We start from the raw sequence: 26141 nt of genomic DNA, 5'->3' as shown, positions 1-26141 counted from the left end.
CTGATGTCCCGTAAACCAGCCATCACCGCGACGGGCCTGAAGAAGGCCTACGACGACAAGACGGTACTGGACGGAATCGACATCTCCGTCGACCGCGGAACCGTCTTTGCACTCCTCGGCCCCAACGGCGCCGGCAAGACCACCATCGTGGAAATCCTCTCGACCCTCGTTCCCGCAGACGGCGGCGACATCCGCATCGCCGGGTACAACCCTTCCGACGATCCTGACGCGGTGCGTTCGCGCATCGGTGTCACCGGACAGTTCTCGGCGGTAGACGACTACCTGTCCGGCGAGGAAAACCTTCTCCTCATGGCCGATCTTCACCACCTCGGCAAGGACGAACGCCGCACTCGCACTGACGAACTCCTGGAGAAGTTCGATCTGCAGGGCTCCGCGGACAAACTCGCGTCGACGTACTCGGGCGGAATGCGCCGACGGCTCGACCTGGCAATGACGTTGATCGGACGACCGGAGATCATCTTCCTGGACGAGCCCACCACCGGCCTCGATCCCCGGAGTCGACGCACCATGTGGCAGATCATCCGGGAGTTGGTCAAGGGCGGTGTCACCATCTTCCTCACGACGCAGTACCTCGAGGAAGCCGATCAACTGGCCGACCACATCGCCGTCCTCGATCAGGGACGGATAGTCGCCCAAGGTACGGCAGCGGAACTCAAACGACGCATTCCCGGCGGCCACATTCGTCTTCACTTCATCGATCGAGACCAACTCGACTCTGCTGCTGCTGTTTTCGACGAGTCTACCCGTGACGATGCCGCCTATGTCCTGCAGGTTCCCAGCGACGGCGGTGTCCGCTCGCTGCGCTCTCTTCTCGACCAACTCGACGCTCACTCGATCGACGTCAAGGAACTCTCCGTGCACACACCGGACCTGGACGACGTGTTCCTGACTCTGACCGCCACCGAAAGGACCGACGCGCGATGACCACCATGACGCTTGCCTATCAGGACTCGAAAACCATGCTGCGTCGCAGCATTCGACACATCCTTCGATATCCGTCGATGACGGTGATGCTTGTCGGGATGCCAGTCGTCTTCCTACTGCTGTTCGTCTACGTGCTCGGCGGAACGCTCGGGAACGGCCTCGGCCCAGGCGGTGGCGGCCGAGCCGAGTATGTCAATTACGTTGCACCGGCGATTATTCTGATGACTGTGGCATCAGCGGCACAAGGTACTGCCATCTCCGTCGCAACCGATATGACCGCGGGGATCATTGCACGATTCCGCACGATGGCGATCACGCGCACGTCCGTCCTGACCGGTCACGTTCTCGGCAGTCTCCTTCAGACGATCGTGAGCCTCGTTGTAGTTATCGCCGTGGCGATAGCCGTCGGCTTCCGGCCTACTGCAGGCTTCGTGGAGTGGGTCGCCGCGTTTGCTCTACTCATCCTGGTCTCCATCGCGATGATCTGGTTGTCCGTTGCCTTCGGCCTCGTCAGCAAGAGCGTCGAGACGGCCAGTAATCTTCCAATGGTGTTGATCCTCTTACCTTTCCTGGGAAGCGGATTTGTCCCCACCGACTCGATGCCGACCGTGTTGCGATGGTTTGCCGAGTATCAGCCGTTCACTCCGATCATCGAGACTCTTCGAGGACTTCTTCTCGGCGAAGCGATCGGGAACAACGCCATACTCGCGATCGGATGGTGCGTCGCAATCACCTTCCTCTCCTACCTCTGGGCGCGGAGTTTGTTCAATCGACGCCCGGTGCGCTGACCTCGAAACACACGATCTTCGAGAACAGGTACGGTGTCGCTGTCGTCGAGTTCCGAGGCGATGGCGACGTCGTGTGGAAACCCCATGACGATCAACTCGCGCCCTGAGGCACAGTCCCGCAGGCGGTCCTCGTACGAATCCGACACCGCTGTCCAGGCATCCGCCGCCATCTGTGCCTCGGGCGACAGGGAACCTTCCCAACCAGCCGCGGTCAACGCCGTGACAACCCCGCCGGCGCCCCACAGATCCTCCACTGCAGGACGCAACTCTCCACCGGGCCACTTCTCCCCGGATGCGACTATCGCAACCCGCGATCCCGGACCATGTTCGTGCACAATCCAATCAGCGACGGCGGAAGCGTTCCTCAATGAAGCGCCGACACACACCGCAACCTGGGACGCCAACGCAAACGCGATAGTCGACCCGTTCGGCGACGGCAGTACCAGCCGACTCGGGACCTCGGACTCGCGAATCGTCCTGGGAGACAGACTGATCTGCCCCTCCCTGGCCACACTTCGTCGCACTGCAAGAACCGCATCGGCATCACGCGCGTAATCGACCGCCCTCTCGTCGTTCCAGGAAAAGGGAAGTACGTCGATTCCCGCATCGGCGGCGACGCTCAGCGTCGTCGTGAACGAGAGGACGTCGACCACAACGGCGGTATCGACTCCCGCAGCGATCGCCTCGGCGCCGCGCAGGCCCCAGTCGAATCGAAGTCCGTACTCGAGTTGGCGGTGCTCCTGATTCATGCAGGCAAGTCTCTCAGAAAGTAAGCAGCTTCTCCGGCACGCGTAAATCCTCGTGCTCGTACAACGCTCGCACGGCCACGGGATCGTCAGTGGCGCAGACGTCGGCGATGTCGTCGAGAAGTACGTCGTACGCCGCACCGGTCTTTCCGTCGTAGGCGTCGGTCATGCGGCCCCACTCGTCCCATGGCAGGGTTTCGACTTTGTTCATCGCGGCAAGGTCTTTCACAGCGTTGCCGCGGATCTCGGCGGCTCCCCAGTTCTGGGTTCCGTACACCCCGAACTGGGAGGCGTCGATCTCGCCGCGTCGATACGCCAACCACGCCTCACCACCACTGAGGAATTCTCCCGGCTGCAGGTTATGGGCGTGAGGAAGGACGTTCTGTCCGAGGATCTCCGAGTCGATGCGGATCCACCGCTTGCCGGCGTCGTCCCAGTACTCGGTAATCCAGTGGTCCACGCCCTGTCCCGGTTGAAAGTAGGTGGCAAAACCACAGCGGACGCGAGCGGCAATTCCGCGGTGGCGCAGAAACGCACAACTCAAAACAGCAAAGTGCCGACAGGTTCCGACGAGCCGCTTGTCGGGTTCTCGGGCGGAGGTCACCGGTGCCGGATCGAGCGCAAGCAAGCGTTGGAGCAGAACGCTTGCCGGCCGGATCTGGTTTTCGTCGAATCGGTCGGCAGGCAGATTCAGCGACCGTGCATCGGTGGGTTGGACCACCAGGTACGGCACTACCCGGCATATTTGCACGGGGTCGGTGGGGAGTGACTCGAGGGCGAGCGGGTCCACTCCGTCGATGCGGGTGAACGGTCCTGCTGATGTGTAGTCGAGAACCGCCGTCATGGGCGGAGACTAACAAACACTGCCGACACTGCCGCTCCACTATGGTTAGGGTCCCATAACCATGAAACCCGAGGTTGCTGTGAACCCAATGTTGAGCCGCCGTGCCATGCTGTCCGTCACCTTCGCAACAGCAGCAGGTTTTGCCCTTGCTGCCTGCGGCGACAGCGCGAAGGACGAATCCACTCCCGGCACCGAAGGTGCTCACGCCGAGGCCAACGCCTTCCCGGTGACGATCGACCACAAGTTCGGCTCCACCACCATCGGGCAGGCACCCAGCCGCATCGCAGCGGTCGGCATCGGCGACGCAGACGTACTGCTTTCCCTCGGGCTGACGCCCGTCCTGGTCCCGGTGTGGAAGGGATCGACCGACGACGGAATCGGAGTCTGGGCCGACTCGGCAGTCCAGGGCGCCGAGCCGACACCACTGGCCAACGCCACCACCGATTTCGACATCGAAACGATCGTGGCAGCAGCGCCTGACCTGATCATCGCCGTCAACAACGCGATCGACGAGGATCTGTACAAGCAGCTCAGCGCCATCGCGCCGACTGTGCTTCACGCCGCCGATCAGACGGATTGGGTGCTGCCCTGGCAGGAAGTCACGACCCGCATCGGTACGGCTGTGGGCGTTCCCGCGCAGGCAAAGCAGGAGGTCCAGGAAGTCGAAGACCTCATCGTTCGCACCCGCGCGGAGAACCCCCAGTTCGAAGGCAAGACAGCAGCTCTCGTCATTCGCTGGAGCGACGGAAATCTGCGGGCGTTCAGCCCTGAGGCAGCGCGCGCTCAGTTGCTCACGCAATTGGGATTCACGGCTCCTGCCGCACTGAAGGATCGGTTCGCGGGCAAGCTGAACTACGAGATCTCCGCCGAAAACTACGACCTCCTCGAGTGCGACTACCTGCTCTTCGACAACTACGAAAAGGCGCGCCCCGAGATGCAGACGCAGCCGGCGTTCACCAATCTGAACGTGGTCAAGACCGGCGGCCTGATCAGCTTGGACCCCATCGTCAGTGACGCGGTGTCCATGCCGAACCCGCTCACCATTCCGTTTGTGCTGGAAGATTTTGTAGCAAAGATCAATCAGACGATCGCGGGTCGATAACCTTCGTTCGACCGGACCACACCCACAACACCACAGCCGACACGGCCACGCAGACCGAAACGATCACCCATGGTGACGCCGGCGCTGCGTGGCCGTTGTCGACTAGGTCGTACACGAATCCGACTCCCACGGTTCCCAGGAGCGCGAGCAGACCGCCGATCGTGTTGAGCATGCCGAAGTGCGCTCCGAGGTTGCTTTCACGACCGAGGATGGCAATGGTGTCTCGCATCGGCGGCACCATCAACATCTGTCCCAGGTGCAGCAGCCCGATCCACACCGCCAGACCGACTATCTGCGTCGACGCCGAAGCTGCGGATTCGACGCCGGTGACCAGCGGAACCAGGAACGACACCGAAATGAGCACAAGCCCGAAGGTGATCGCGCGTCGATGCCCGATGCGGTGGGCAACCGCGACCGTCGGCCCCTGTCCGACGATCACCAACACCGCTGCGCCCACGTAGAACCATCCCAGCGCCGACTGCGAACCGATTCCGCGCTCGAGCTGTTCCGGAAGCATCAGGTACAGCTGGCTGTACGCAACCAGCTGAAAACTGCAGAGCGTCGCGAAGAGCAGAAAGTTGTTGTTGGTCAGGACGCTTCGCCAGACGTCGCGCAGCGTATAGGTCGACACCGGGCCGTCGTGGGCATCGCCCGGCCGCGGGAACCAGATGAAGAACCCGACCCACATGATCGCGAACAGCAACGCCGCGCTCGACGCCGTCCACGAGAACGGAAACATCAACAGAGCAGCACCCAACGCCGGACCGATCACGGTTCCCAGACGACTGCACATCTGTTCCACTGCAAACAGATCCGTACGACGCATGACTCCTGAGGTCTCGAGTTCGCGTCCGTATTCGGCGTTGGCCGACTCCACTGCGGGTGCGAACAGAGCCGCGGCGAACCCGACCAGAAGCACACCTACGATCACCGCCGCCATGCTCTCGGCCAATCCGAGCATCAGGAAGCCGACCACGCGAACTGCGATGCCCAGCAGAATGATCGGACGCTTGCCGAACCTGTCGGCGAGGCTTCCACCGATGAAGAACATGCCCTGCTGACTGAACATCCGGAGTCCGAGGACCAGGCCGACAATCCAGGCCGCGAATCCGAGGTCCTCCGAAAGGTGCACCGCGAGAAAGGGGACAACCAGATAGAACCCGATGTTGAACAGCACCATCGAAAGAAGGAGCAACTTCACCACCGGCGGCAGGACACGAACCTTCGCGAAGGTCTTGTTACCGGGGAAACGCTCACTGAGTACCACGACCAGAAGACTATTGCCCGCGCGGCGTTCTGTGGAAATCTGCCATTTTGCAATTGGTTAACTGTCCGTTTAGGTAGCGATGGTAATCATCTTCCGGGGGTTCGAGCACACGACAACGAGAGCCGGGATCTGATGAATGGATTGACGCGCCGCCAGATGGTCAAGGCGATGGCGGTAGCCGCAGGGACAGTCACCGCAAGCGCATTTACCTTGGGTGCCAATACCTCCGTCGCGGGGGCGAACCCCGCGCAGGAGGTCAAAGTGCTCTCCCTCAATACCTGGCACGGCGGAACCAAGATCAACGGTGGCCTGCAGCTGATCGCCGACATGATCATCTCGACCCAGGCGTCGATAGTTCTCCTGTCGGAAGCCGGCACTGCGACAACTGTATTGGCCGACATGCTGACCAAGTCAGGAACCACCTTCTACGGAGCAGCGTCCTCCGACGTGGGGATTCTCTCCAAGTTTCCGATCGAGGAAACAGCCGACCTGAACTCGATGATCAAGGCAGTCGTGACGGTCGACGGCAAACAAATCGCTGCTTACTCGGCACATCTGGCCTACACGTCCTACGCAACCTATCTACCGCGCGGATACGGCGCGGGTGTTCCCACGCCTGGAGAGTTCTCCGAGTTCGGCTGGAACAAGATGCCGTCCGGTCCGGTCACGGACCCCGAGACGGTTCAGCGTGTGAACGTCAATTCGGGACGACCCCTGGCAATTTCGACGTTCATCGACGATGCGGCCGCAGAACGGGCGAGGGGCAGGTCCGTCATCCTCGGCGGCGATTTCAACGAACCGTCGGCCCTGGACTGGACCGACGGCACGCGAAATCTGTTCGACCACAACGGTGTCGTCATTCCGTGGGAATCCACCCGTCTGCTCGACGAAGCCGGATTTGTCGATGCATACCGCAGCAAGTACCCGAACCCGGCTACACACCCGGGCTTCACCTGGCCGTCCGACAATCCCGACGTCGACACCTCACAGCTCACCTGGGCACCCGAGGCAGACGAACGCGATCGGATCGACTACATCTTCGCCGACCGCGCTTCCGACCTGAAGTTGGGATCTGTGGGAATCATCGGACCCCGAAAGACGATCGTGCACAACAAAAGAGTGGAGGAGAACTCCCAGGACAACTTCATCGCTTCACCGACGCCGTGGCCGACCGATCACAAGGCCGTTCTTGCGACGTATCGTTTTGCCAGCTTCGGCGGCGGATCATCTACCGGTTCGTGGAGCGGTTCCTGACAGGGCATCTCGTAGCCAGTCGATCATCATCGGCGTCAACTCGGGCAGCTTGGTCACTGCGCAGTGCCCCGCATCCGGGATGACGTGTACCTGCGTGTTCGGGCGCTCTTCGAAGAGTGTTGTGTCCGAGAGCGGGATGTGAACGTCGTCGGCCCCGTTGACCACAAGCATCGGGGTCCGGCCGTCGTCGGCGGTCATCAAGACACTGCGATCGAACGCACGGAGACCCTGTACCAGCGCCTCTTTGGTTGCCGGGGCATCGAAACCCAGTGCGTTTCCGACGATGTCGCCCATGCCGTAGACCAGGCGCTCGGCATTCACGGTCTCGAACGCACCCTTGACCGGGGCGCCGATGTTGATCACCGCATCGACGGCGCCGGTCAACCCCGAGCGCACGGCGAAGTTGCCGCCGAAGGAGACTCCCAGGTGCGCCACCTGCCCGTTGCCGAGAGCGCGAGCCGTCGATACGAGCCCGTCGATCACCTCGTCACCGAAAGCATCAAGAGGAACGGGTGATTCACCAGTTCCCGGCTGATCGAAAGCAACAACCGTCACCCCGGCGTTCGTCGCGAACGCACTGGCCAACGGATGCATGTCCATCTTCCAGCCGTCGACGCCGCCGCTGAGCAACAGGACGGGTGCGTCTTCGTACCGTCCGTCCGCCGAGAGGATGTGTACCGGTAGCTCGATCTCGCCGTTTCGGTAGGGCAGGAAGAGGATTCGACGCTCGAACTCGAGCCCGAATCCTGTTGCTGCCTTGACGTATTCGTCCACCTGATTGCGCAGAGCCCGTCGACGGGATTCGTTGGCCAGCACCGGGAACTTGGCGATTCCGTAGATCATCGCTGCCAGGGAATGATTGCCGGCCGCGGAGTACTTCGCCGCCAGCGCCGACCACTCGTACGACCAACCACCCGGCGCGTCGGCCCAGGTCGAGTTGATGGACGCGCGCAGTTCCTCGAGATCCGAGACGGGGAGCCCGAAGCTCAGAAACTGTCCTGTGCGCTCTTCGAAGAGGCCTCGGTGATCGACAGGAAATTCGTATGACATGGGAAACACCCCTCAATTCATCTCTAACGCAACGATCAGTTGCATTAGCTCAGTGAACCATGTGTCTCCAGCTAACACAACACCTTGTTGCGATAAGGTTTACCCATGACCTCGACACCACAACGGCCCGGAGGGCGTAGCGCCAGGGTGCGCGAGGCCGTCCTGGCGGCCACCGCGGCCGAACTGTCCGAACGCGGATTTGCAGCGATGAGCATCGAGGACATAGCCGCCCGTTCCGGAGTCCACAAGACCACCATCTACCGGCGATGGAGCACGCTGTCCCAACTGGTGGCCGACGCGGCCGTCGAGGTGTCGGCAACTACCGTCCCCATCCCGGATACCGGTTCCATCGAATCCGACCTGCGCGAGATGGCCAGATCGATAGTCGCACTGGTGACAAGCGAGTCGGGCGGCGCGTTGGTGGCTGCACTGTTCTCGGACGCGGTTCGTACGCCAGAAGTGGCAAGACTCAAGCGCGAGTTCTATTCCGCACGTTACGAACTGGCCGACATCGTGGTCCGCCGAGCAGTCGAACGCGGGGAAATCTCCGAAAAGGTCTCAGCTGCTGATCTTCTGGCGGCCGTCGCCGCGCCCATCTACTATCGCCTGTTGGTCGCCGATCTACCTGTCGACCAGTCGGTTGCCGATCGCGCTGCTGCCGGCGCGCTCGCTGCGGCGCACGCCGGAGCACTCGATCAGACCGAATGAGCCAGTGAATTCAGCGCTTCCACAATTGCCTCGTTGAATCCACCCCCGCCATGCCCGGCGTCGTCGAGCACCACCAACTCACTGCCCGGCCAACGCTGGTGGATCGCCCAGGCAGTATCGAGTGGTCCGGAAATGTCATACCGGCCGTGCACGAGAATCGCGGGAATCTCGGCGAGACGGTCCATTCCGTCCAGGATCTGATTCGGCGCGAGGAAGCAATCGTTGGCCCAGTAGTGCGTGACCAGCCTGGTCATCACCCGACGGAAGTCCGGATTCTGGTATCGAACACTCGGAGTCCACCCCGGCATCAGCGACACATGTACGTCTTCCCAGCGGCACCACTGCACCGCAGCATTTTCCCGCACAACAGGATCCGGATCGGCGAGCAGTCGCGCGTATGCCGCCGGGAGATTCCCGTCACGCTCTTCCACCGGCAGCGGCGCGACGAACTCTTCCCATTCACGCGGAAATATCCTGCCCATGGCACGGGTGATCCATTCGATTTCCACTCTCGTCCCGCCGGTGATCGCGCCCAAAGCCATCGCGATCACCCGCTCGGGAAACGCTTGGGCGTACACCAGACCCAAACTGACGCCCCAAGAAAGGCCGGAAACGATCCATCGTTCGATACCGAGATGTTCACGAAGACGCTCGATGTCGTCGAGGATGTGCGCCGTCGTGTTCACGGTGAGATCGACGTCCGGGCTACTCGCGAGAGGAAGGCTGCGCCCACAGCCTCGTTGATCGAACAGAACTGCGCGAAAGGTTTCGGGATCGAAAAAACGCCTGGCACCGACAGTGCACCCGGAACCGGGGCCACCGTGGAGATAGAGAACCGGGACACCGGCCGGTTACCGACGGTCTCCCAGTAGAGGCTCTGACGATCGGGCACTTCCAACAGTCCCGACTCGTACGGTTCGACGGGCGGGTACAGGACAGCGCTCATAGGCGGTAATTCTTCCATCAACCGACGTGTCCGGTAAGCAGCACGCGTCCGGGCTATGGCCTAGCGTGGACAGGACACCTCTGCGACGGGAGTACACCAGATGCGTGATGGGTTCAGGTTGCCGGGGTACGGCGGCGCCGCGGTATTCCTTCGCAGTCATGCGGTACCCGCCGCTGTCTTCGAATCCGACGTACCCACACTCGTTTTCGACGTAGGCCTGCTCAGCCCCGATCGGTTCAATCAGTATCTCAGCAGACACACCGACGAAGGATTTGTCGAACGGCTGGCGGCATTCTTCTTTCACGCGGCCGCAGACTTTCATCCCGAGAAATCGCTACCGGCGTTCACCGACGAACGACTCGGGCTGATGATCTCGGTCTGTTCCAGCACCGATCGAGAGGTGGAACTCGACTTCTCACTCGCCGAGGATCCCGAATCGGAGGACACCGAACGCGACGAGATGACCTTCGAGACAAGCCGAGTCGTCCTCGCGACCTCGGCTCAAACGGTTTCTCGACTCACCGGTGGAGTAACCACCCACTTCGACGGAGAGTGGTGACGACATGGGTTTCCTCTTCGAGGTTCTCGATTTTCCCGACGGCAGTCGGATGACCGACCTGTGGAACAACACGTGGGCCGAGCCGGCAACCGGAGAGGAGATCGCGTCCGGCCACTTCATTCACCTCGGAGACGATCAGCACGTCGACGTGGAGACAGATTTTCTCAGTAGCCACCTCCCCTTCAACGTGGCAGGCTTCGGCGGAGTCTTTCCCGACGGCAAACCCTGGATGTTCGTCATGCAGAAGGCACCGGCCGACCTCGCGACCAGGCTGCGCGGTGAGGACGATCCACACTCGCTTCTGCGCGGATCACTCGACCGCGCCATGTCTTTCAATCCCGATGCACTGGTGGCCGAGGAATTGTCCTGGAGGCATGACGATCTGGTGAAGGTGTACGAGGAAGAGGGGATCCCCGCAGCATCCATCGCCGGCTGGTCGGCCGCGGACCTCCTGCGCGGCCTCTTGGCGCAGTGTTGCAATGCCGAACTTGCCGCCGTCGTCGCCGGATACCCCGAATGTGCCTACCCCGAATCGGCGCATGCGTGCGAAGCAGACGTGTTCTCCGACGTGTTCGCCGGTTGGGTCAGCGGCCTGCGGTGATGTGACGGAGGAGACCCCACCCTCTCAATATTTCGGAGTAGACTCATTTATGAGCGTGATCCGAAATGAGACGAGGTGAGCGGGATGACGAAATCGGACCAAGAGTTGGGTCGTCGTGAACGCAACAAACTCGAGAAGCAGACACGCATCTTCGACGCCGCGGCCGAACTGTTCGCGGAAAAGGGCTACAGCGCAGTCACAACTCAAGAAATTGCCGATCGCGCCGATGTAGCCGGTGGCACCCTCTTTCGTTACGCCGCAAGCAAAGCCGAGCTACTGCTCATGGTGTACAACGCGGAGTACCGCAAGCAGATCGAACTGGGAGAAGAGCGTGAGGCCAAATCGACGGGCACAGAAGATCGTGTGCTCGAGCTGGTTTCACCCCTGCTGATCGCGAGTCGCCGAAACGACGAGAACACCGGTATCTACCAACGCGAAGTGTTGTTCGGCGAGCCCAGCGAATGTTTCCGGGCCGAAGGTCTGGAACTCTCGCAGCGCCTGCAAACGCGGATTGCGCAAATCTTGCTCGAGGGGCACCCCAACCACACCACCCGAACCATCACTGCAGCGCGAACGATTTCCAACGTGCTGCACTTCGAAATAGCCCGCGCGGCATTGGACCGGATCACGGCTGACGAACTCACGAACATCGTTGCCGCACAAGTTCGATTGACGCTTGCCGGACTACCCACCGAAAAGGATTGAGGATCGAAAATGACTGAACTGAAGCAGATCACCGTTCTGGGTACCGGAGTTCTCGGCTCGCAGATCGTCTATCAGACCGCCTATCACGGATTCGACGTCGTCGCGTACGACATCAACGCCGAGGTCATCGAAAAGGCCAAGGCTCGGTTCGACTCGTTGGCCGCGGCCTACAAGGCCGAAAACGTCGAGGGCGCCAAGGAAGGCAAGGCCGACGAAGCGCTACAACGTATTACGTACTCGTACGATCTCGCCGAAGCCGTGACCAAGGCCGATCTTGTCATCGAGGCAATTCCCGAGGACATCGCCATCAAGCGCGACACCTACGAGAAGCTCGCCGCAGTAGCTCCGGAGCACACGGTGTTCGCAACCAACTCCTCGACGCTTCTGCCGAGCGACCTCAAGGAGTTCACCGGCCGCCCCGAGAAGTTCCTCGCACTGCACTTCGCAAATCACGTGTGGGTCAACAACACTGCCGAGGTCATGGGCACCGAGTCCACCGACCCCGCCGTGTACCGCGAGGTCGTCGAATTCGCGAAGAACATCGGCATGGTGCCGATCGAACTCAAGAAGGAGAAGGCGGGCTACGTACTCAACTCGCTCCTGGTCCCGCTCCTCAATGCAGCATCCGACCTGCTGATCGACGGCATCGCCGATCCCGACATGGTCGACAAGACGTGGCGTATCGGCACCGGAGCCCCGTTCGGCCCCTTCCAGATCATGGATGTCGTCGGGTTGACCACCGTCTACAACATCTCCTCCCAGGGCGGCGAGAAGCAGCGCGCGTTCGCCGACTACATCAAGAAGAACTACATCGACGAAGGCAAGCTCGGCGTCGCTGTCGGCGAGGGCTTCTACAACTACAAAGGCTGATCAACTGCCGGGCTGATCAACCAACAGAGCTGATCAACCAACAGGCTCACCGCGCGGTGGCTACGACGTGAATTCACGTGGTAGCCACCGCGCGGACGTCTGTTGTCAGTAAGTCCGAAACCACCCTGAGCGATTGTGACGCAAGCTTCTTCACGTGCGAACCCATCCTCAGGAGAGATCCCCACATGCGTCGTTCCGCCATCTCGGCACTCACAACACTGGTACTGCTCGGCGCCGGAACACTGGTCAGCACACCCGCTGTCGCCGCTCCCCTCGCGTGTGGCGGAATCTCCACCGGTTCGTTCTCAGGCTCCGCCGGCGGCTCGGAGTACCTGTGCGCCAAAGAAGGTGACCTTCTGGACGTGCGCATCGGCGACGTTCATGCGACGCAGCCTTCCCTCGGCTACGACGAGGTGTACTACAAGCTCGGGCGATACACGCTCGGAAAAGACACGATCAACAAGAAGTTCGACGACTGGTGCGAGGCGAACGGCCAGATCCAGGCTGCGACCGCTACTCCTGCCTCGACGCTGAAGGACCCGTCGTCCTTCACCTGCCAGATTCCAGTGGGTCAGGAAACCGCCGAGAGCATCGCGCCCATGAAGACCGTGGTCGTCGGACCCCGCGGCGATCTCTACCTGACCGACGGTCACCACACCCTCACGTCCTTCATCGAGACGGCCGACGGAGGCCCCGACCTGCACGTGCGACTGCGGGTTCTCGGCAACCTCAGCGGCCTGAGTGAAGGCGCCTTCTGGACCGAGATGGAAAAGAACAAGTGGGTCTGGTCGCGTGACGTGGACGGAAACCAGGTACCGGTCCAGTCCCTGCCGAAGAGCGTCGGCCTGGCCAACTTCGCCGACGACAAGTACCGCAGCCTGATGTACTTCTCCCGCGACATCGGATTCGCCGCCGGCACGATTCCGTTCCAGGAGTTCTACTGGGGTGCGTGGGTCCGCGACGCCGCGCCCGTCGACCTCACCAACTGGAATCGCGACGACCTCTCCAGCTACCTGGCCACCGTGAAGTCGGTGACCAAAGCACAGACCGCGTTGGCGGGTGATGCCGTCGTCGACAGCGGGTTCACGGCCGCCGATCTCGGAGTCCTGCCGGCCTGGAACGACGGCAAAGCGGAGTCCAAGGGCGAGTTCGCAAAGCTGTCGAAGCCGTACACAGACGACAAGCCGGGCAAGATCGCCTACGCACTTGCCTACAAAGCAACCCTCTGACCTGCTCAGATCCAAGTCACACCCAGCAAACTTGACTAAGGTAAGCCTCTACTCAGTAGTCTGATCCCATTCGGGTGCCGCTTCATCGAAGCAGCGACGCCCTGCCCTGACGGAAACCATGCCGTCGTATCTGCCCGGTCGAACAATCTCCGGGCAACCAGGACAGGGAGAAGGTTGCTGCAGTGAGCACGTCCATCGTCGGTTTGTACGACCCCGCAGATGACAAGAGCAGTTGCGGGGTCGGGTTCATCACGCGCAAGGACGGCGTGCAGACCCACGATGTCCTGATCAAGGGCCGCGAAGCGCTCTGCTCGGTTCCGCACCGCGGCGGTATGTCCTCCGAGGGCGTCGGCGACGGCGGCGGCGTCTCGGTGGACCTCTCCCTCCGGTTCTTCCGCAAGGTAACCGGGCGCCCCGACCTTCGCGCCGGACGCTTCTGCGTCGGCAACTTCTTCCTTCCGGACGACGACGCCCAGCATGCACGCGCTGCCGCCCTGGTCGAACGTGAACTTCTCGATCGCGGTTTCACCACTCTCGCAGTGCGCGACGTCCCGGTCGACAACTCGGCGATTCGGCCGGCCGCGATCGCGCATCAACTTCCGGTCAGGCAGTGGATTTTCGAGGTCCCCACTCCGCGTCCCGAGCCTGCGGTAGTCGATCGCCTCGTGCACGAGGCCCTGCTCGCCATCGAGGCAATCGCGTACAACACGCCTGCACTACGCGGTTTGTACCCACTGTCCCTCAGCGCGAGGACTCAGGTTCTCAAGGGCCGCTTGAACTCCGACGAAGTGATCCCGTACTTCCGCGACCTGGTCGACCCCGATCACGCTGTCCACACGATGTACTTCCACACGCGGTTCTCGACCAATACGGACCCGCATCCCACGATGGCGCAGCCGTTCCGGTTCATGGCTCACAACGGAGAACTGAACACGGACAAGAAGAATCGGCTCTCCGAAGCTGCGGTGGCGAGCGCAAAACGACGTGCGATCGTCCGTCCGCCCGGTCAGTCCGACAGTTGCCGGCTCGATCAGACTCTGGAAGCACGCGTCATCGAGGACAGCGTCGATTTGGTGACAGCTGTGGTCTCGATGATGCCCCCTGCCTGGGAAAACGACACCACTCTCTCCCCCGCAGTGCGTGCGATGTTCGAGTACTTCTCGCTGTACGAGGAGAAGAACGACGGACCGGCAGCGCTGGTGTTCGGCGACGGCACCATCATCGGCGCCCGCCTGGACCGCCTCGGCCTGCGTCCACTTCGCACGATCGAGACACACGACTACGTGTGCGCATTCTCCGAAGCCGGACAGATCGCGTTCGCACCCGAGACGGTGATTCACCGTGGACGCGTCGAGGCCGGCGGAATGCTGTACTTCGATCATCGCGATCGCCATACCTACACTGCCCGTGAAGCTCTGGAAAAGATCGCCGCACAACGCGACTACCGGTCTCTGCTGGAGCAATCGCGAATCCTGATCGAAGACATTCCCGCCGTACCTGCGGAGAAGGTCAGCTCACCGACGCGCTACAACGGAACGTTCGAGGTTCATCAGCGCTACATGGCGTACTCCCTGGATCAGGAGAGCTTCAAATTCCTGATGGATCCGATGCTCACGCACGGAGCCGAGAAGGTATCGGCCATGGGTTACGGCAACGCCATCAACGCGTTTTCCGATCGTGAAGGCGGTGTGGCACGCTACTTCTCGCAGCGATTCGCCCAGGTCACCAACCCTCCGCTCGACAGCATCCGGGAAGCGGACGGCATGACCCTCCGGGTTGCATTGGGCGCGAAGATGACCGCCGGACAGTCCAAGCAGATCGTCATCTCGTCGCCGATCCTCGGGCATCTGGACATGCTCAAGATCCGCGAACAGAAGCACACCCCGCATCGCCGCTTCGAAATGCTCTACCCCGCCGCGGGTGACGCGCAGGCGATGGTTGACGCGATGACCGCGCTCGGCGACGCCGTTGTCGCCTTCGCAGCAGAACAGGGCGGGATCGCAGTCCTGACCGACCGGCACGTATCTCATGAGCGCGCAACGCTTCCCGCGATCATGGTCGTCGGAGCACTGAACCAACGCCTTATCGACGCAGGCCTGCGATTGCGTGTCTCTCTCATCGTGGAGAGTGGCCAGATCGAGTCCTCGCACCACGTTGCCGCTGCGCTCGGATTCGGTGCTTCCGCTGTCTACCCCTTGTCCGTTCAGTTGCGAGCCGAGGAGAAGTTCGCTGCCGACCCGGATGCCGCCTTCCGACGCTTCGCGAAGGCTGCCGAGAAGTCCCTCATGAAGACGATGGGACGCGTCGGCCTGTGCACTGTCGAGAGCTACATCGGCGGAGAATTCTTCGAACCCAACTTCCTCGATACGTCCGACCCTGTTCTGCGCCAGTGGTTCCCCAACATGAAGTCACCGGTGGGTGGCGTCGGTTTCGACACCGTCGCGGTGACCTCGAAGCAGTGGCACGAGCGTGCAAGTGAAGTCGAGGGTGAAAAGGACCTGCCACTGCTCGGCCTGTTCAAGGAGCGCGCAGACGGCGCAGGGCATTCGTTCGGTACCACCGCAGTCCGCAAGTACGTCGAGCTCACCGAAGAGAAGATCGCGTTCGACAGTCCCTCCGGCACCGAGCAATTCGACGCTCTTCGCTTGCTTCCACTCGGGCGACTCGACGACGCATTCCGCCTCGACGCCGGGGCCTACCGGGCAACGAGCTTCGACCGGTTGACCACCGAACAAATCGACGACTTCGACATCACCGCGGGGTACCGGGACTTTTCTACCGTTATGGCTGCGGAACGATCGCGTCGGCCCGCAGCGTTGCGCGACGTCATCTCTGTTCCCGCCGACGTCACGTTTGCGGTTACGACAGCCGAGTTCGCCGAGCAGATCAGCCGATTCTCGGTACGCGGCAACACTGCGATCGTGATGCGCGGGGTCCAGTGTGAATCCGCCGCAGACGACCGGTACACGCTTCGCCTGGACGGTCCACTGGCCGGTGACAGCGCGCGAGCAAAAGCACTCGGCGACGCTCTCTGCGCCACCTTTGCCGCCGATATCACCATTGAAGCCATCACACCGGATCTTGCGCTGAGGGCAACCGGCATCGGGGCAGAGTTCCTGTCCAAGCTGAGGGTCGCACCGGCAGGTGTTCCTCTCTCCGAGGTACAGAGCGCCAGCGACATCACCCCGAAGTTGGCGTCGGGTGCCATGAGTCATGGCGCGCTGAACGCTCCGGCGCACGAAGCCGTCGCTCACGGCACGAACATGGTCGGCGCGATGTCCAACAGCGGCGAAGGCGGCGAACACCTTTCGCGCTACAACACGATTCGTGCGTCGCGCATCAAGCAGTTTGCATCCGGACGCTTCGGAATCTGGGCGGGATACCTCGCCGACCCGATGCTCGAAGAGATCGAGATCAAACTCGGCCAGGGCGCAAAACCCGGTGAGGGCGGGCAGCTTCCGGCCGCCAAGGTCACCGTCGACATTGCTGCTGCCCGCGGCGGAACGCCCGGCGTCGAACTGGTATCGCCGCCGCCGCACCACGACACCTACTCCATCGAGGACCTCGCTCAGCTCATCCACGACTGCAAGGCAGCGCGCATCCGGGTGATCGTGAAGTTGGTGTCCTCGGAAGGAATCGGCACCATCGCCGTCGGTGTCGCCAAGGCCGGCGCCGACGTCATCAACGTCGCCGGAAACACCGGTGGCACCGGCGCCGCTTCGGTGACCAGCCTCAAGTACGCGGGTCGTGCGGCCGAGGTCGGTATCGCGGAGGTCCATCAAGCTTTGTGTGCCAACGGGCTTCGCCAGAAAGTCGTTCTGCGATGCTCGGGCGCGCATCAGACCGGCAGCGACATCATCACTTCCGCGCTACTGGGCGCAGACAGCTTCGAGTTCGGTACGTCTGCGCTGATGATGATGGGCTGCGTCATGGCCAAGAACTGCAACATCAAGTGTCCGGCCGGTCTGACCACCAACCCGGAACTGTTCGACGGCGATCCCCGCGCCATGGCGCAGTACCTTCTCAACATCGCTCACGAAACTCGGGAACTGCTCGCGAATCTGGGAATGCGATCCCTTCAGGAAGCGCGGGGTCGAACTGATCTCCTGCATCTGCTCGATCACCCGTCCATCGTCGGCAATCTGAAACTGGACGCGATGTTCGAGTCCGCCCCGAACATCACCGTCGACAATCCCGTGTACCTCGAGCGTGAGTACGCGCTCGACGAGAAGATCATGGACAAGGTTCGCACGGTGCTCTTCAACCGTGGCGAGGCCTCGGTCGCCGTGTCCGGACCTGAATTCGCCGAAGGTGCACTGCACCTGGGTAACCGGAACAAGAGCGTCGGTGGGCAGTTGGCGATCGACCTCGAACGCGAACTCAACTACGGAGCGGCGGGCCTTCTCGCTCCGGGGGTACTGACTGACGAGCGTGGGCGACGATATCTGGCTCCGGGCAGCGTTCGCGTCCTGACGACCGGATCTGCGGGCCTCTCGTTCGGCGCATTCTGCAACGACGGCATGCACCTGGAACACACCGGGACATGTAACGACGGTGTGGGAAAGAGCATGAGCGGCGGTGTGATTGCCGTGCGCAGCCCAGGCGGCGGCTCCAGTGACGCCGGCGGAAACGTGTTGATCGGCAACTTCGCGCTCTTCGGCGCCACCGGCGGACGAGTGTTCGTCGAAGGTGAAGCAGGCGATCGCTTTGCCGTTCGCAACTCCGGCGCCAGTGCTGTCGTCGAAGGTGTCGGCGACTTCGCCGGCGAGTACATGACCAACGGTGCTGTCGTGAATCTCGGCGAGTTCGGCAAGGGTGTCGGCAACGGCATGAGCGGCGGGTTCTTCTACCAGTACGACCCTCGCGGCGAACTGGCACTGCGAGCAAGTACCGATTCCGTACTGCTGGGTTCGATCACCGCTGCGACCGATCCTCTAGCCGCCGTCCACAACCACGCGGTACAACTCCTGCTCGAACTGCATGTGGAAGCAACGGGATCCGCACTCGGAACCCGACTGCTCGAGAACTGGGAAGTCGAACAGCACTCGTTCGTCTACGCCATGCCCAAGGCATTGATGCTTTACCAGGACAGCGATGCAATCCTGGCTGCGAAGTCGCACAAAGAGCTTCTCGAAGAATTGGCGTCCGCCATCGCAGCACGTCAGGTCCGCACGTTCAAACTCGCAGTGCGCGATGGGCGCCCCGCGCTGAACGGAGCAGTCCCCGCCTACGGCGAGACCGATACCGCGACGATGTATGCGCTGCTCAGTGCGTACACCGTGCTTCACTTCGCACAACAACTCGCCGCCGCCCGCACGCCGGGTGCGTCCGGACCCGACGATCCAGCAGTGCAGAAGGCGGCCCGAAACCTGGTACTGACCGAGGACTTCGCCCTCGTCCAGCACTTGGTCAAGTACTCGAAAGAGATTCTGGCCGGCTACGACGACGAACAGCTGGCTGCGCTGATTGCAGCCAAGCGCGTCGACGACTACAAGCAGGCGCTGAGCCTGCGCAACGTGTTGGCCATGGACAGCCCGGCGACGTACGGGTGGATTCTGTTTCAAGACAACAAGAATCGGGACAAGCTTGGATCGCTGCCGAACTTCGACGAACTGTTCGCTTCGCGCACGATCCCAGACCTGGTGTCCTGACCTCCTCCCCCGAACGTAGGTGAGCTTCAAAATGGAAATCCCGTACATCCCCGAATACGCACCGTTCAACGGCGACCAACGCGCGTGGCTTTCCGGATTCCTGGCCGGTCTACACTCACGAACTGTCATGCCCGGTCAAACCGGTGCTGCAACAGCGACAGTGGAGAGAACTGCCGGCGCAGCAGTGCACATCCTCTACGGAAGCCAGACCGGCAACGCGGAGTCCGTGGCCGAAGACGCGGCCGCAGCTGCTCGTGCCCACGGTCTCGAACCACTTGTCGCGGGTCTGGACACCGTGGATATCAATGCACTTTCCGCCATGCGCCGGGTGCTCGTCATCACCTCCACCTACGGCGAGGGCGAGATGCCTGACAACGCGCAGCTGTTCTGGGATGCAGTCGAATCCGAGAGTGCGCCCCGGCTGGAGGGTCTCTACTTCGGAGTACTCGCACTCGGTGACACCAGCTACGACGGCTACTGCCAGTCGGGAAAGAACATCGACGCCCGATTCGAAGCACTCGGCGGGTCCCGGGTTGTCGACCGCACCGATTGCGACGTCGACTACGAGGATCCGGCGGCCGAGTGGATCGTTCGGGCGGTCGCTGCGGTAGCCGGTGTCGACGGTGATGCGTGGGCCGCTGCCTCGCCGGTTGCGTCCACTCCGACGAAGACCAAGTCCCAGTGGACTCGCAAGAACCCTTATCCTGCAACCGTCCTCGCCAACCGACTGTTGTCCGGCGAGGACTCCGCCAAGGAAGTCCGCCACTTCACCTTTGCGCTCGGCGAGGACGGTCTGGACTACGAGGCCGGAGATGGATTGGGCATCCGCCCGATCAACGACCCCGCTCTCGTCGAGGCGATCATCCTTCAGCTCGGTGCGAGCAGTGACTACGTCGTCACCGCGAAGGACGGCTCGTCCGCACCGTTGGACCAGGTGTTGACCAGCGACTACGAGATCTCGATTCCCTCGCGCGATTTGATCGAAGACATCGCCCGACGCAGTGGCGACGCCGAACTGCAGCACATTCTCGACACGGAAGATCGGGAAGCGCTCGATGCGTGGCTGTGGGGCAAGGACGTTCTCGATCTCCTGCAGTTGGACAACAGCATTCGCTTGAATCCCGAAGATCTGCTTGCACTTCTGCGCCCGCTGCAACATCGGGTCTATTCGATCTCCTCCAGCCCGCTGGCCCACGACGGCACCGTGCATCTGACGGTAGCGAGTGTGCGCTACCGCTCGGGCGAGCGGGACCGCGGCGGCGTCTGCTCGACGTACCTGGCGGACCGCGTCGGCGAGCGAGATCGGGTCGGAGTTTTTGTCTCCAAGAACAATTCGTTCCGCCTACCTGCCGATGACACTGCTCCCGTCGTGATGATCGGACCCGGCACCGGTATCGCACCCTTCCGCGCTTTCCTGCACGAGCGTCGCGCACGCAACGCGTCGGGGCAGAATTGGCTTTTCTTCGGCGATCAGCATCAGTCGAGTGACTTCATCTACGAGGACGAGTTGAACGGTCTGACCCGTGACGGTGTCCTGACGCGTCTCGATCTGGCATTCTCGCGTGATCAGTCCGAGAAGGTCTACGTCCAGACTCGTATGCGCGAGCATGGCCAAGACTTGTTCGACTGGCTCGAAAACGGTGCGCACGTGTACGTCTGCGGCGACGCGACCCGGATGGCAAAGGACGTCGACGACGCGTTGCACGAGGTGGTCGCCGAGCACGGTGGGTTGGATGCGGACGCCGCCGAGGATTACGTCAACAACCTCAAACGATCGAAGCGGTATCTACGGGATGTCTACTGAGATGTGCCCGCACCGTGGCGAATGCCGTTGCGCAGCTTTGGCGCGCATGTCGGACCTGGACGCACTGCTTGCGCGTCCAGGGTTCCGCGGCGGACTGATCGACACCACACCTGAGGTAGTCGGCAAAATGTTGCCGCTCTTAGACGACGCCGTAGCGATCACCGTTGCAGGTCCGGTGGCTGTCAACGACTCGGGCAAGTACGCCGTTCCAACAGTTCCCGGCGATCCGCTGGTCTGCACGCCGGGACTTGTCTCCCTACGTTTGAAGCCTTCCGCCCTCGGTTCGGTGGTGACCACTGACGCAGAACAGCACCTGCCCCCGACGCTTCGGATGTTCGATACCCACGGATCGAGTTCACACACTACGTATTTGACCCCGACCTCGGATCGTCTCGCCTTCGAAGCGATGCGAACTGCACCGAGCACTGTGAGGGAAACAAGCCCTCCCGCCCAGACATCGAATACTCCCGCCTTTTGGGCCGAGGCCGATCAGCTGACACAGCTCGACTTCATCCTCTCGGACAGCGGCAGCGAACGTCGTAGCGGCTTGGTCGCTCTGGGTGCCCTCGGCTACCGGAGAATCGATCCTCACCTCATGGCTGCCGGGATGGAGCACCTGTCCTACCATCAACTACCCGTCACGAGTGTCGTCGCCGGCAACGGCTGCCTGCAGATTCACCGCGGTCACCTCGACGCCGCAGCCATGTTCGGCGGGACATTGACTCTAGCCTCGGACACCTGCCGAACGATGATCGATCTGAACGGCGTCTCGGAGTGTTGGCTGACCCGCACCCACGGAGTGCACGGTTTGACGACGTCTGTCGAGGTGTACGACTTCCGCCGCAAGTGCGTAGCCGTGTTCACTCAGACTGGCCCAACCGAATCCGCGGTCATGGCCGTATGGGAAGACGTCATGAGTTCCATTTCGGCCGCATCCTGAAGACCGAAGTACGACCCATTCGGGTGTAAGAAATCGGCGCATCGCGATAACTGGACGTGACGACCGAAGCCTAGCCTTGGGTTTCGGTCATTTGTCGTGTCTGCACCCGGACGCTGATTCAAGGAGTTATCCATGCCCCGCCCTCTCGTCGAACCGTCGCTGGTCCCGGCTTTGCGCCCGGCGCTGCCTGCATTGGCCGCCGGGGTGCTCGCGGCGGCAGCGTCGGGGGTCGCGATGCTCGGTGCGCTCTGGAGCGTCGTGCAACTCATCGGTGAACCGTCGATGACTTGGGCCGGGTGGGCATGTGGGCTGTGGCTCACCGGGGTAACGCTCGCGGCCACGTCGTCGTGGCTCTCCCATCACGCCGAGTCGCTCTTCGAGGCCAGGCTTCGACGCCAGCTCGCAGCTCATCTCGTTCGACTGCCCGCAAGCACGCTGTCCCGCTACAGCGGAGACGCACTGAGGAGGCTCGTTTCGGCCGACATCTCGGCGCTGCACCATATGACTGCGCACCTACCGGCCGAGTTCGCCACACTGATCGTGGTCCCGGCGGTCACGATCGCGGTGCTGGTTGCCTCAGCCGGCCCCGTGGCGCTTCTCGCTCTGGCTCCGGGCATCGTGGCAGCACTGTTCTACTTGTTCGTGATCCCCAGAATGGCCGCTCGGCACAGCGCCGAAAGTGCGGATGTCATGGGCGACATAGTGACCGCCGTGGACGACTATGCCCGCGGTATCCACGTCTGCCGGATCTACGGCGCGCAGACCGGCGCTGCCGCCGACTATGCAGAATCGACAGCACGGTTCACCCGGGGAATGCAGGAGCGCGTTCGACTCGTGGCTACCCCTGCGGCCGTCGCGGTTGCACTCATGCAGGCGACGGCGACGTTCGCGATCGCCTACACCGTCGGATATCGCTGGGATGCAACGACGTTGGCCGCCACTATTCTCTTCAGCCTCGCAATCGTGACACCGGCCCTGCGGCTCGGGCACGGCCTCGACTACGTCGCGGCTGGACGCGCTGCTGCAGTCCGGCTCGCCGCTGCCCTGGACGAACCCACCCTCCCTGCCGGTGAAGCACTCACCGTTCCGGCGTCGAGTCCCTCCGACCGCCTGGAGATCGTCGACCTGACTGTCATGATCGCGGACCGCAGAGTCGTCGACGGCGTCACGCATGCATTCCGCCCAGCCGCGATCACTGCGATCACGGGACCGAGTGGAGCGGGCAAGTCGACGCTCCTGAAAGCACTGGCCGGCTTCGAGATCCCGGAACTCGGTACCGTCCGCTACGCGGGCCAGAGCGTCCTCACGATCGACGAGAACCTGCGGCCACAGTCCATTCTGCTCACACCCCAGGGCGCAGACGTGTTGCCGGCCACGGTGCGCGAGAACATCGCGCTGGCCGCCCCCGATGCAACGGACGCAGAATACAACGCCGCACTACGCCGGGCACAGATCGACATCAGCCTCGACACCGACGCCACTTCACTCTCCGGCGGAGAACGTCAGCGAGTCGGGCTCGCTCGGGTATTCCTCTCGCCCGCAGCAGTACTGCTGCTCGACGAGCCGACCAGTGCGCTCGACGATCGGACAGCGGCCGAACTGCTGAAGGAACTGCGCCACTTCGCGCACGCTGAAGGGAAGACGATCGTGATCGTCACCCACGACTCTGCTCTTGCAGACGACGCCGACGATCGACTCGACCTCGACAGTCCCAACTCGCACAACGCCGCCTCGCGTAATGCCGCCCTGACTGGAGCCGAATAATGAACAGCGCCAATGCAGCCCGTCGCCGCTTGATCACCATCGGATTCGGTTGGGTATCCGTTGCTGTCCTCGAGGCGATCGCGTACACCACCCTCGCCCTCTCGATCGCTGATCACCGGTCGCCGGTTCTCGTGCTGGCCACGGCCGCAATCGCTCTCTTCGTGACCGTCCTGGTCTCGCGGGGTGGTTACTTCACCGGGGCTCGACTCGTCAGCGATCTCTACGATGCGCTCGGCGACGCCTTCGCCCGCACCAAGCTGTCGTGGTTCACCGACGACAACCGGGCGCTGCTCGCCACCGTCGCCGGGCGCGGAATCCCGTCACTGATGAGCGTTCCCGCGCACCAACTTCAGACCTTCCTCGTTACGCCGCTGATACCGCTGCTCCTGCTTCCTGGGATCGCGGTCGTCGCGGGGCTAGGCGTCATGCTGCTCGTCGGCGGACTGCTCGCCGTGTCCCTCGCGGCTCAGACGCTCGCCCAACGCGCTCTCAGCCGAGCGGACGCTCGCCGGCATGAGGCTGAACTCGCAGCAACGCAGTCGACTCTCGAGCTCACCGATCATCTCGAATTACTGCGCACGGCAGCCGGTCCCACACGTTCCGTCGAACGTATCGAGCGAAGTTGGCGGGATCAGGAAACTGCGCTTGCACGGACCAATCTCGCCGCGGCACCAGCGACATTCATCTCGGCGATCGCCACCATTGTGCCGCTGGCAGGCGCAGTGATCTTCCTCGCCGCCACCGGATTCGACGATCCCGCAGCCGCTCTGGCGCTCGTCATCCTCACCGCCCGCGCCGCTGCCCCGCTCGACGAACTCGCTCTGGCCGGAATCGGAGTCAATGAACTGCGCGCAACGGTTCGCGATTACCGCGCCGCGACTTCGGCTCCCGCACTACCCGAGCCCTCGCGCCAGGACGCCGCGCGCCCTGTTGGAACTGACATCAAGGTCGTAGGAGTGGACCACGCTCCGGTTCTGCGCGGCATCAACGCGGAGATCCCCGCCGGGGAGCGTGTTCTCGTCGCAGGGCGCTCGGGTACGGGGAAGAGCACCCTTCTCGGACTGCTCATGCGCTTCGACGACCCGGACGAAGGCAGCGTCACTCTCGGCGGAGTTTCATTGCGCGACTTGCCATACGACGACCTGGCTGCTCATATCGGCTACGTGCCACAAGATCCACTCGTGTTCTCGGGCACGCTCGGTGAGAACATCGGACTGGGAAGACCGGGTGCTACCGAAACCGAGATCGAGGAAGCCGCAAGGCGCGCTGCCCTCGGCGCCGTTCTCGACCGCTCGACGCTCGGCATTCATCAGGACATCGGTCACCAAGGATCCGCTCTCTCCGGTGGCGAACGTCAGCGGGTGGCGATCGCTCGTGCCTTCCTCAAAGACGCTCCCGTCCTGGTGCTCGACGAGGCTACTTCGGCTCTCGACGAGGGCACCGAGCGCCGCATCGCCGGCGCCGTGCGGGAAGTGGCGGCTACCGTCTTCGTCGTCACCCACCGCGACCCCGCCATCTGGGAGCCCACCCGCACGATCACGCTCTGACATCGCAAGCCCTAGTGCTCGCGTTGCAGTCCTTCTACTTCGGCAGGTGTACGACGGACAACCCTTGCAGGCGATCCAGCAGCAACGACGTGATCGGGAATGTCATGCAACACCACACTTCCGGCACCGATCACGGCGTTATGACCGATCGAAACTCCTGCACCGACGGTGACGGAGGCACCGAGCCACGTGTTCTCGCCGATGACGATCGGAGCCGCTCGCTCCCATCCCTCGCGGCGCCGTCGATGATCATCGACAGGGTGCAACGCTGTCATCAGCTGGGCTCCAGGCCCGATCCTCACGTCCGCGCCGATCGTGATCAGCGCATCATCCATGAAGAACCCGTTCGCGTTGACGAATGCGTTGGCTCCAAGCCGAATGTTGTGTCCGTAGCTGCATTGGAACCGCGGCACCACCAAAGCTCCGTCACCTACCTCACCAAAAAGGCTAGCGAGAGCCCGTGAGCGGACAGCATCGTCGTCCGCCGCAGCCCCATTGAACGAGTCGAGCCGACGCCAACACTCGAGCCGCCGTTCCCGCAGCTCGTCATCATCGAGATACCACTCGCCACGAGCAAGACGATCCGCCTGTTCTCCCACCCGCGGATCGTCGCACACCGCGCCACCGCACTCCGACTGGGCACACCGCACCCCATCGAGCGCTATAACAGGGCGGCTCCAATGCAGCCCGGACGGCGAACGAGATCGCACACCTTTACCGCCGGACCGATCACCCCAGGTTGCGCGGCTTTTTTCGTTCCATCGGTGACCCCAACCCGGGACACCTGCTGTACGAACAACCCGTCGCCACACAATCATGTG

20 protein-coding genes and 2 pseudogenes are annotated in these 26141 nt (G+C 62.4%); 15 read left to right on the top strand and 7 right to left on the bottom strand.

From position 1 onward, the window contains the following. The first annotated feature begins 3 nt into the window (after positions 1-3). Both CPI83_RS01925 and CPI83_RS01920 read left to right on the top strand, forming a co-directional pair. Positions 4-945, top strand: coding sequence for a daunorubicin resistance protein DrrA family ABC transporter ATP-binding protein (locus CPI83_RS01925; RefSeq protein WP_021333361.1), 942 nt, complete (start codon positions 4-6; stop codon positions 943-945). After that, positions 942-1733 (top strand): ABC transporter permease, encoded by a 792-nt coding sequence (locus CPI83_RS01920; RefSeq protein ID WP_019745861.1) that lies wholly within the window; start codon positions 942-944, stop codon positions 1731-1733. The genes CPI83_RS01925 and CPI83_RS01920 overlap by 4 nt, the downstream gene beginning before the upstream one ends. Here CPI83_RS01920 and CPI83_RS01915 read toward each other — a convergent pair. Both CPI83_RS01915 and CPI83_RS01910 read right to left on the bottom strand, forming a co-directional pair. Beyond that, positions 1688-2482: a 2-phosphosulfolactate phosphatase gene (locus tag CPI83_RS01915; protein ID WP_097386688.1), complete on the bottom strand. Its 795-nt coding sequence runs from the start codon at positions 2480-2482 to the stop codon at positions 1688-1690. The genes CPI83_RS01920 and CPI83_RS01915 overlap by 46 nt on opposite strands. 13 nt (positions 2483-2495) lie before the next feature. Next, positions 2496-3323, bottom strand: coding sequence for a transglutaminase-like domain-containing protein (locus tag CPI83_RS01910; RefSeq protein WP_097386687.1), 828 nt, complete (start codon positions 3321-3323; stop codon positions 2496-2498). Between the two features lie 88 nt (positions 3324-3411). Here CPI83_RS01910 and CPI83_RS01905 point away from each other — a divergent pair, with 88 nt between their 5' ends. Beyond that, on the top strand, positions 3412-4425 hold the full coding sequence (locus CPI83_RS01905) for an ABC transporter substrate-binding protein (protein WP_223257822.1): 1014 nt from the start codon (positions 3412-3414) through the stop codon (positions 4423-4425). Here CPI83_RS01905 and CPI83_RS01900 read toward each other — a convergent pair. Continuing rightward, a complete protein-coding gene (locus CPI83_RS01900) occupies positions 4400-5692 on the bottom strand; it encodes an MFS transporter (RefSeq protein ID WP_019745865.1) in 1293 nt (430 codons plus the stop codon). The two genes, CPI83_RS01905 and CPI83_RS01900, sit on opposite strands and share 26 nt — an antisense overlap. A 132-nt stretch (positions 5693-5824) precedes the next feature. Here CPI83_RS01900 and CPI83_RS01895 point away from each other — a divergent pair, with 132 nt between their 5' ends. Then, positions 5825-6946 (top strand): endonuclease/exonuclease/phosphatase family protein, encoded by a 1122-nt coding sequence (locus CPI83_RS01895; protein WP_097386686.1) that lies wholly within the window; start codon positions 5825-5827, stop codon positions 6944-6946. On the opposite strand, the gene CPI83_RS01890 is transcribed toward CPI83_RS01895, so the two are convergent. Next, positions 6917-7996, bottom strand: a complete 1080-nt coding sequence (locus tag CPI83_RS01890; protein WP_097386685.1) for an alpha/beta fold hydrolase — start codon at positions 7994-7996, stop codon at positions 6917-6919. The genes CPI83_RS01895 and CPI83_RS01890 overlap by 30 nt on opposite strands. A gap of 105 nt (positions 7997-8101) precedes the next feature. Here CPI83_RS01890 and CPI83_RS01885 point away from each other — a divergent pair, with 105 nt between their 5' ends. After that, complete coding sequence (locus CPI83_RS01885) at positions 8102-8704, top strand: TetR/AcrR family transcriptional regulator (RefSeq protein ID WP_051253138.1); 603 nt, start codon at positions 8102-8104, stop codon at positions 8702-8704. On the opposite strand, the pseudogene pip reads toward CPI83_RS01885, so the two are convergent. Then, positions 8692-9650: pseudogene (gene pip / locus CPI83_RS01880) on the bottom strand (prolyl aminopeptidase). The gene CPI83_RS01885 and the pseudogene pip sit on opposite strands and share 13 nt — an antisense overlap. A 100-nt stretch (positions 9651-9750) precedes the next feature. Between pip and CPI83_RS01875 the strand changes: the two are divergent. The 10 genes from CPI83_RS01875 to CPI83_RS01830 all read left to right on the top strand — a co-directional run bounded on the left by CPI83_RS01875 (position 9751) and on the right by CPI83_RS01830 (position 25320). Beyond that, the gene (locus CPI83_RS01875) at positions 9751-10209 is read left to right on the top strand and encodes a hypothetical protein (protein WP_019745870.1); all 459 of its coding nucleotides are present in this window, start codon (positions 9751-9753) and stop codon (positions 10207-10209) included. Positions 10210-10213: 4 nt separating this feature from the next. Continuing rightward, complete coding sequence (locus CPI83_RS01870; RefSeq protein ID WP_020909569.1) at positions 10214-10810, top strand: hypothetical protein; 597 nt, start codon at positions 10214-10216, stop codon at positions 10808-10810. Between the two features lie 84 nt (positions 10811-10894). Beyond that, entirely contained in the window at positions 10895-11515 is a 621-nt protein-coding gene (locus CPI83_RS01865; protein WP_021333352.1) for a TetR/AcrR family transcriptional regulator, read from the top strand. A gap of 9 nt (positions 11516-11524) precedes the next feature. Next, positions 11525-12385, top strand: coding sequence for a 3-hydroxyacyl-CoA dehydrogenase (locus tag CPI83_RS01860; protein ID WP_097386684.1), 861 nt, complete (start codon positions 11525-11527; stop codon positions 12383-12385). A 185-nt stretch (positions 12386-12570) separates the two neighbouring features. Beyond that, positions 12571-13614, top strand: coding sequence for a ParB/Srx family N-terminal domain-containing protein (locus CPI83_RS01855; protein ID WP_042953247.1), 1044 nt, complete (start codon positions 12571-12573; stop codon positions 13612-13614). Between the two features lie 182 nt (positions 13615-13796). Beyond that, positions 13797-19265, top strand: a complete 5469-nt coding sequence (locus CPI83_RS01850; protein WP_097386683.1) for a glutamate synthase-related protein — start codon at positions 13797-13799, stop codon at positions 19263-19265. Between the two features lie 31 nt (positions 19266-19296). Next, positions 19297-21069 carry a sulfite reductase subunit alpha gene (locus CPI83_RS01845; protein WP_097386682.1) on the top strand — a complete coding sequence of 591 codons (1773 nt, stop codon included), beginning with the start codon at positions 19297-19299 and terminating at the stop codon, positions 21067-21069. A gap of 46 nt (positions 21070-21115) precedes the next feature. Then, a complete protein-coding gene (locus CPI83_RS01840) occupies positions 21116-22009 on the top strand; it encodes a hypothetical protein (RefSeq protein ID WP_097388110.1) in 894 nt (297 codons plus the stop codon). Between the two features lie 132 nt (positions 22010-22141). Further along, entirely contained in the window at positions 22142-23773 is a 1632-nt protein-coding gene (locus CPI83_RS01835) for an ABC transporter ATP-binding protein (protein ID WP_097386681.1), read from the top strand. Continuing rightward, positions 23773-25320: an ABC transporter ATP-binding protein gene (locus tag CPI83_RS01830; RefSeq protein ID WP_097386680.1), complete on the top strand. Its 1548-nt coding sequence runs from the start codon at positions 23773-23775 to the stop codon at positions 25318-25320. Before CPI83_RS01835 ends, CPI83_RS01830 begins: the two co-directional genes overlap by 1 nt. A gap of 11 nt (positions 25321-25331) precedes the next feature. On the opposite strand, the gene CPI83_RS01825 is transcribed toward CPI83_RS01830, so the two are convergent. Beyond that, positions 25332-25736, bottom strand: coding sequence for a DapH/DapD/GlmU-related protein (locus CPI83_RS01825; RefSeq protein WP_343229958.1), 405 nt, complete (start codon positions 25734-25736; stop codon positions 25332-25334). A gap of 24 nt (positions 25737-25760) precedes the next feature. Then, positions 25761-26138, bottom strand: a pseudogene (locus tag CPI83_RS31385) (maltose acetyltransferase domain-containing protein); the annotation flags it as partial. Positions 26139-26141 lie beyond the last annotated feature (3 nt).

Source organism: Rhodococcus sp. H-CA8f, assembly GCF_002501585.1.
In the GTDB taxonomy this organism is placed as follows: domain Bacteria; phylum Actinomycetota; class Actinomycetes; order Mycobacteriales; family Mycobacteriaceae; genus Rhodococcus_F; species Rhodococcus_F erythropolis.
The sequence above is the reverse complement of the archived record's forward strand: the minus strand, read 5'-3'. Positions and strand labels throughout refer to the sequence as shown.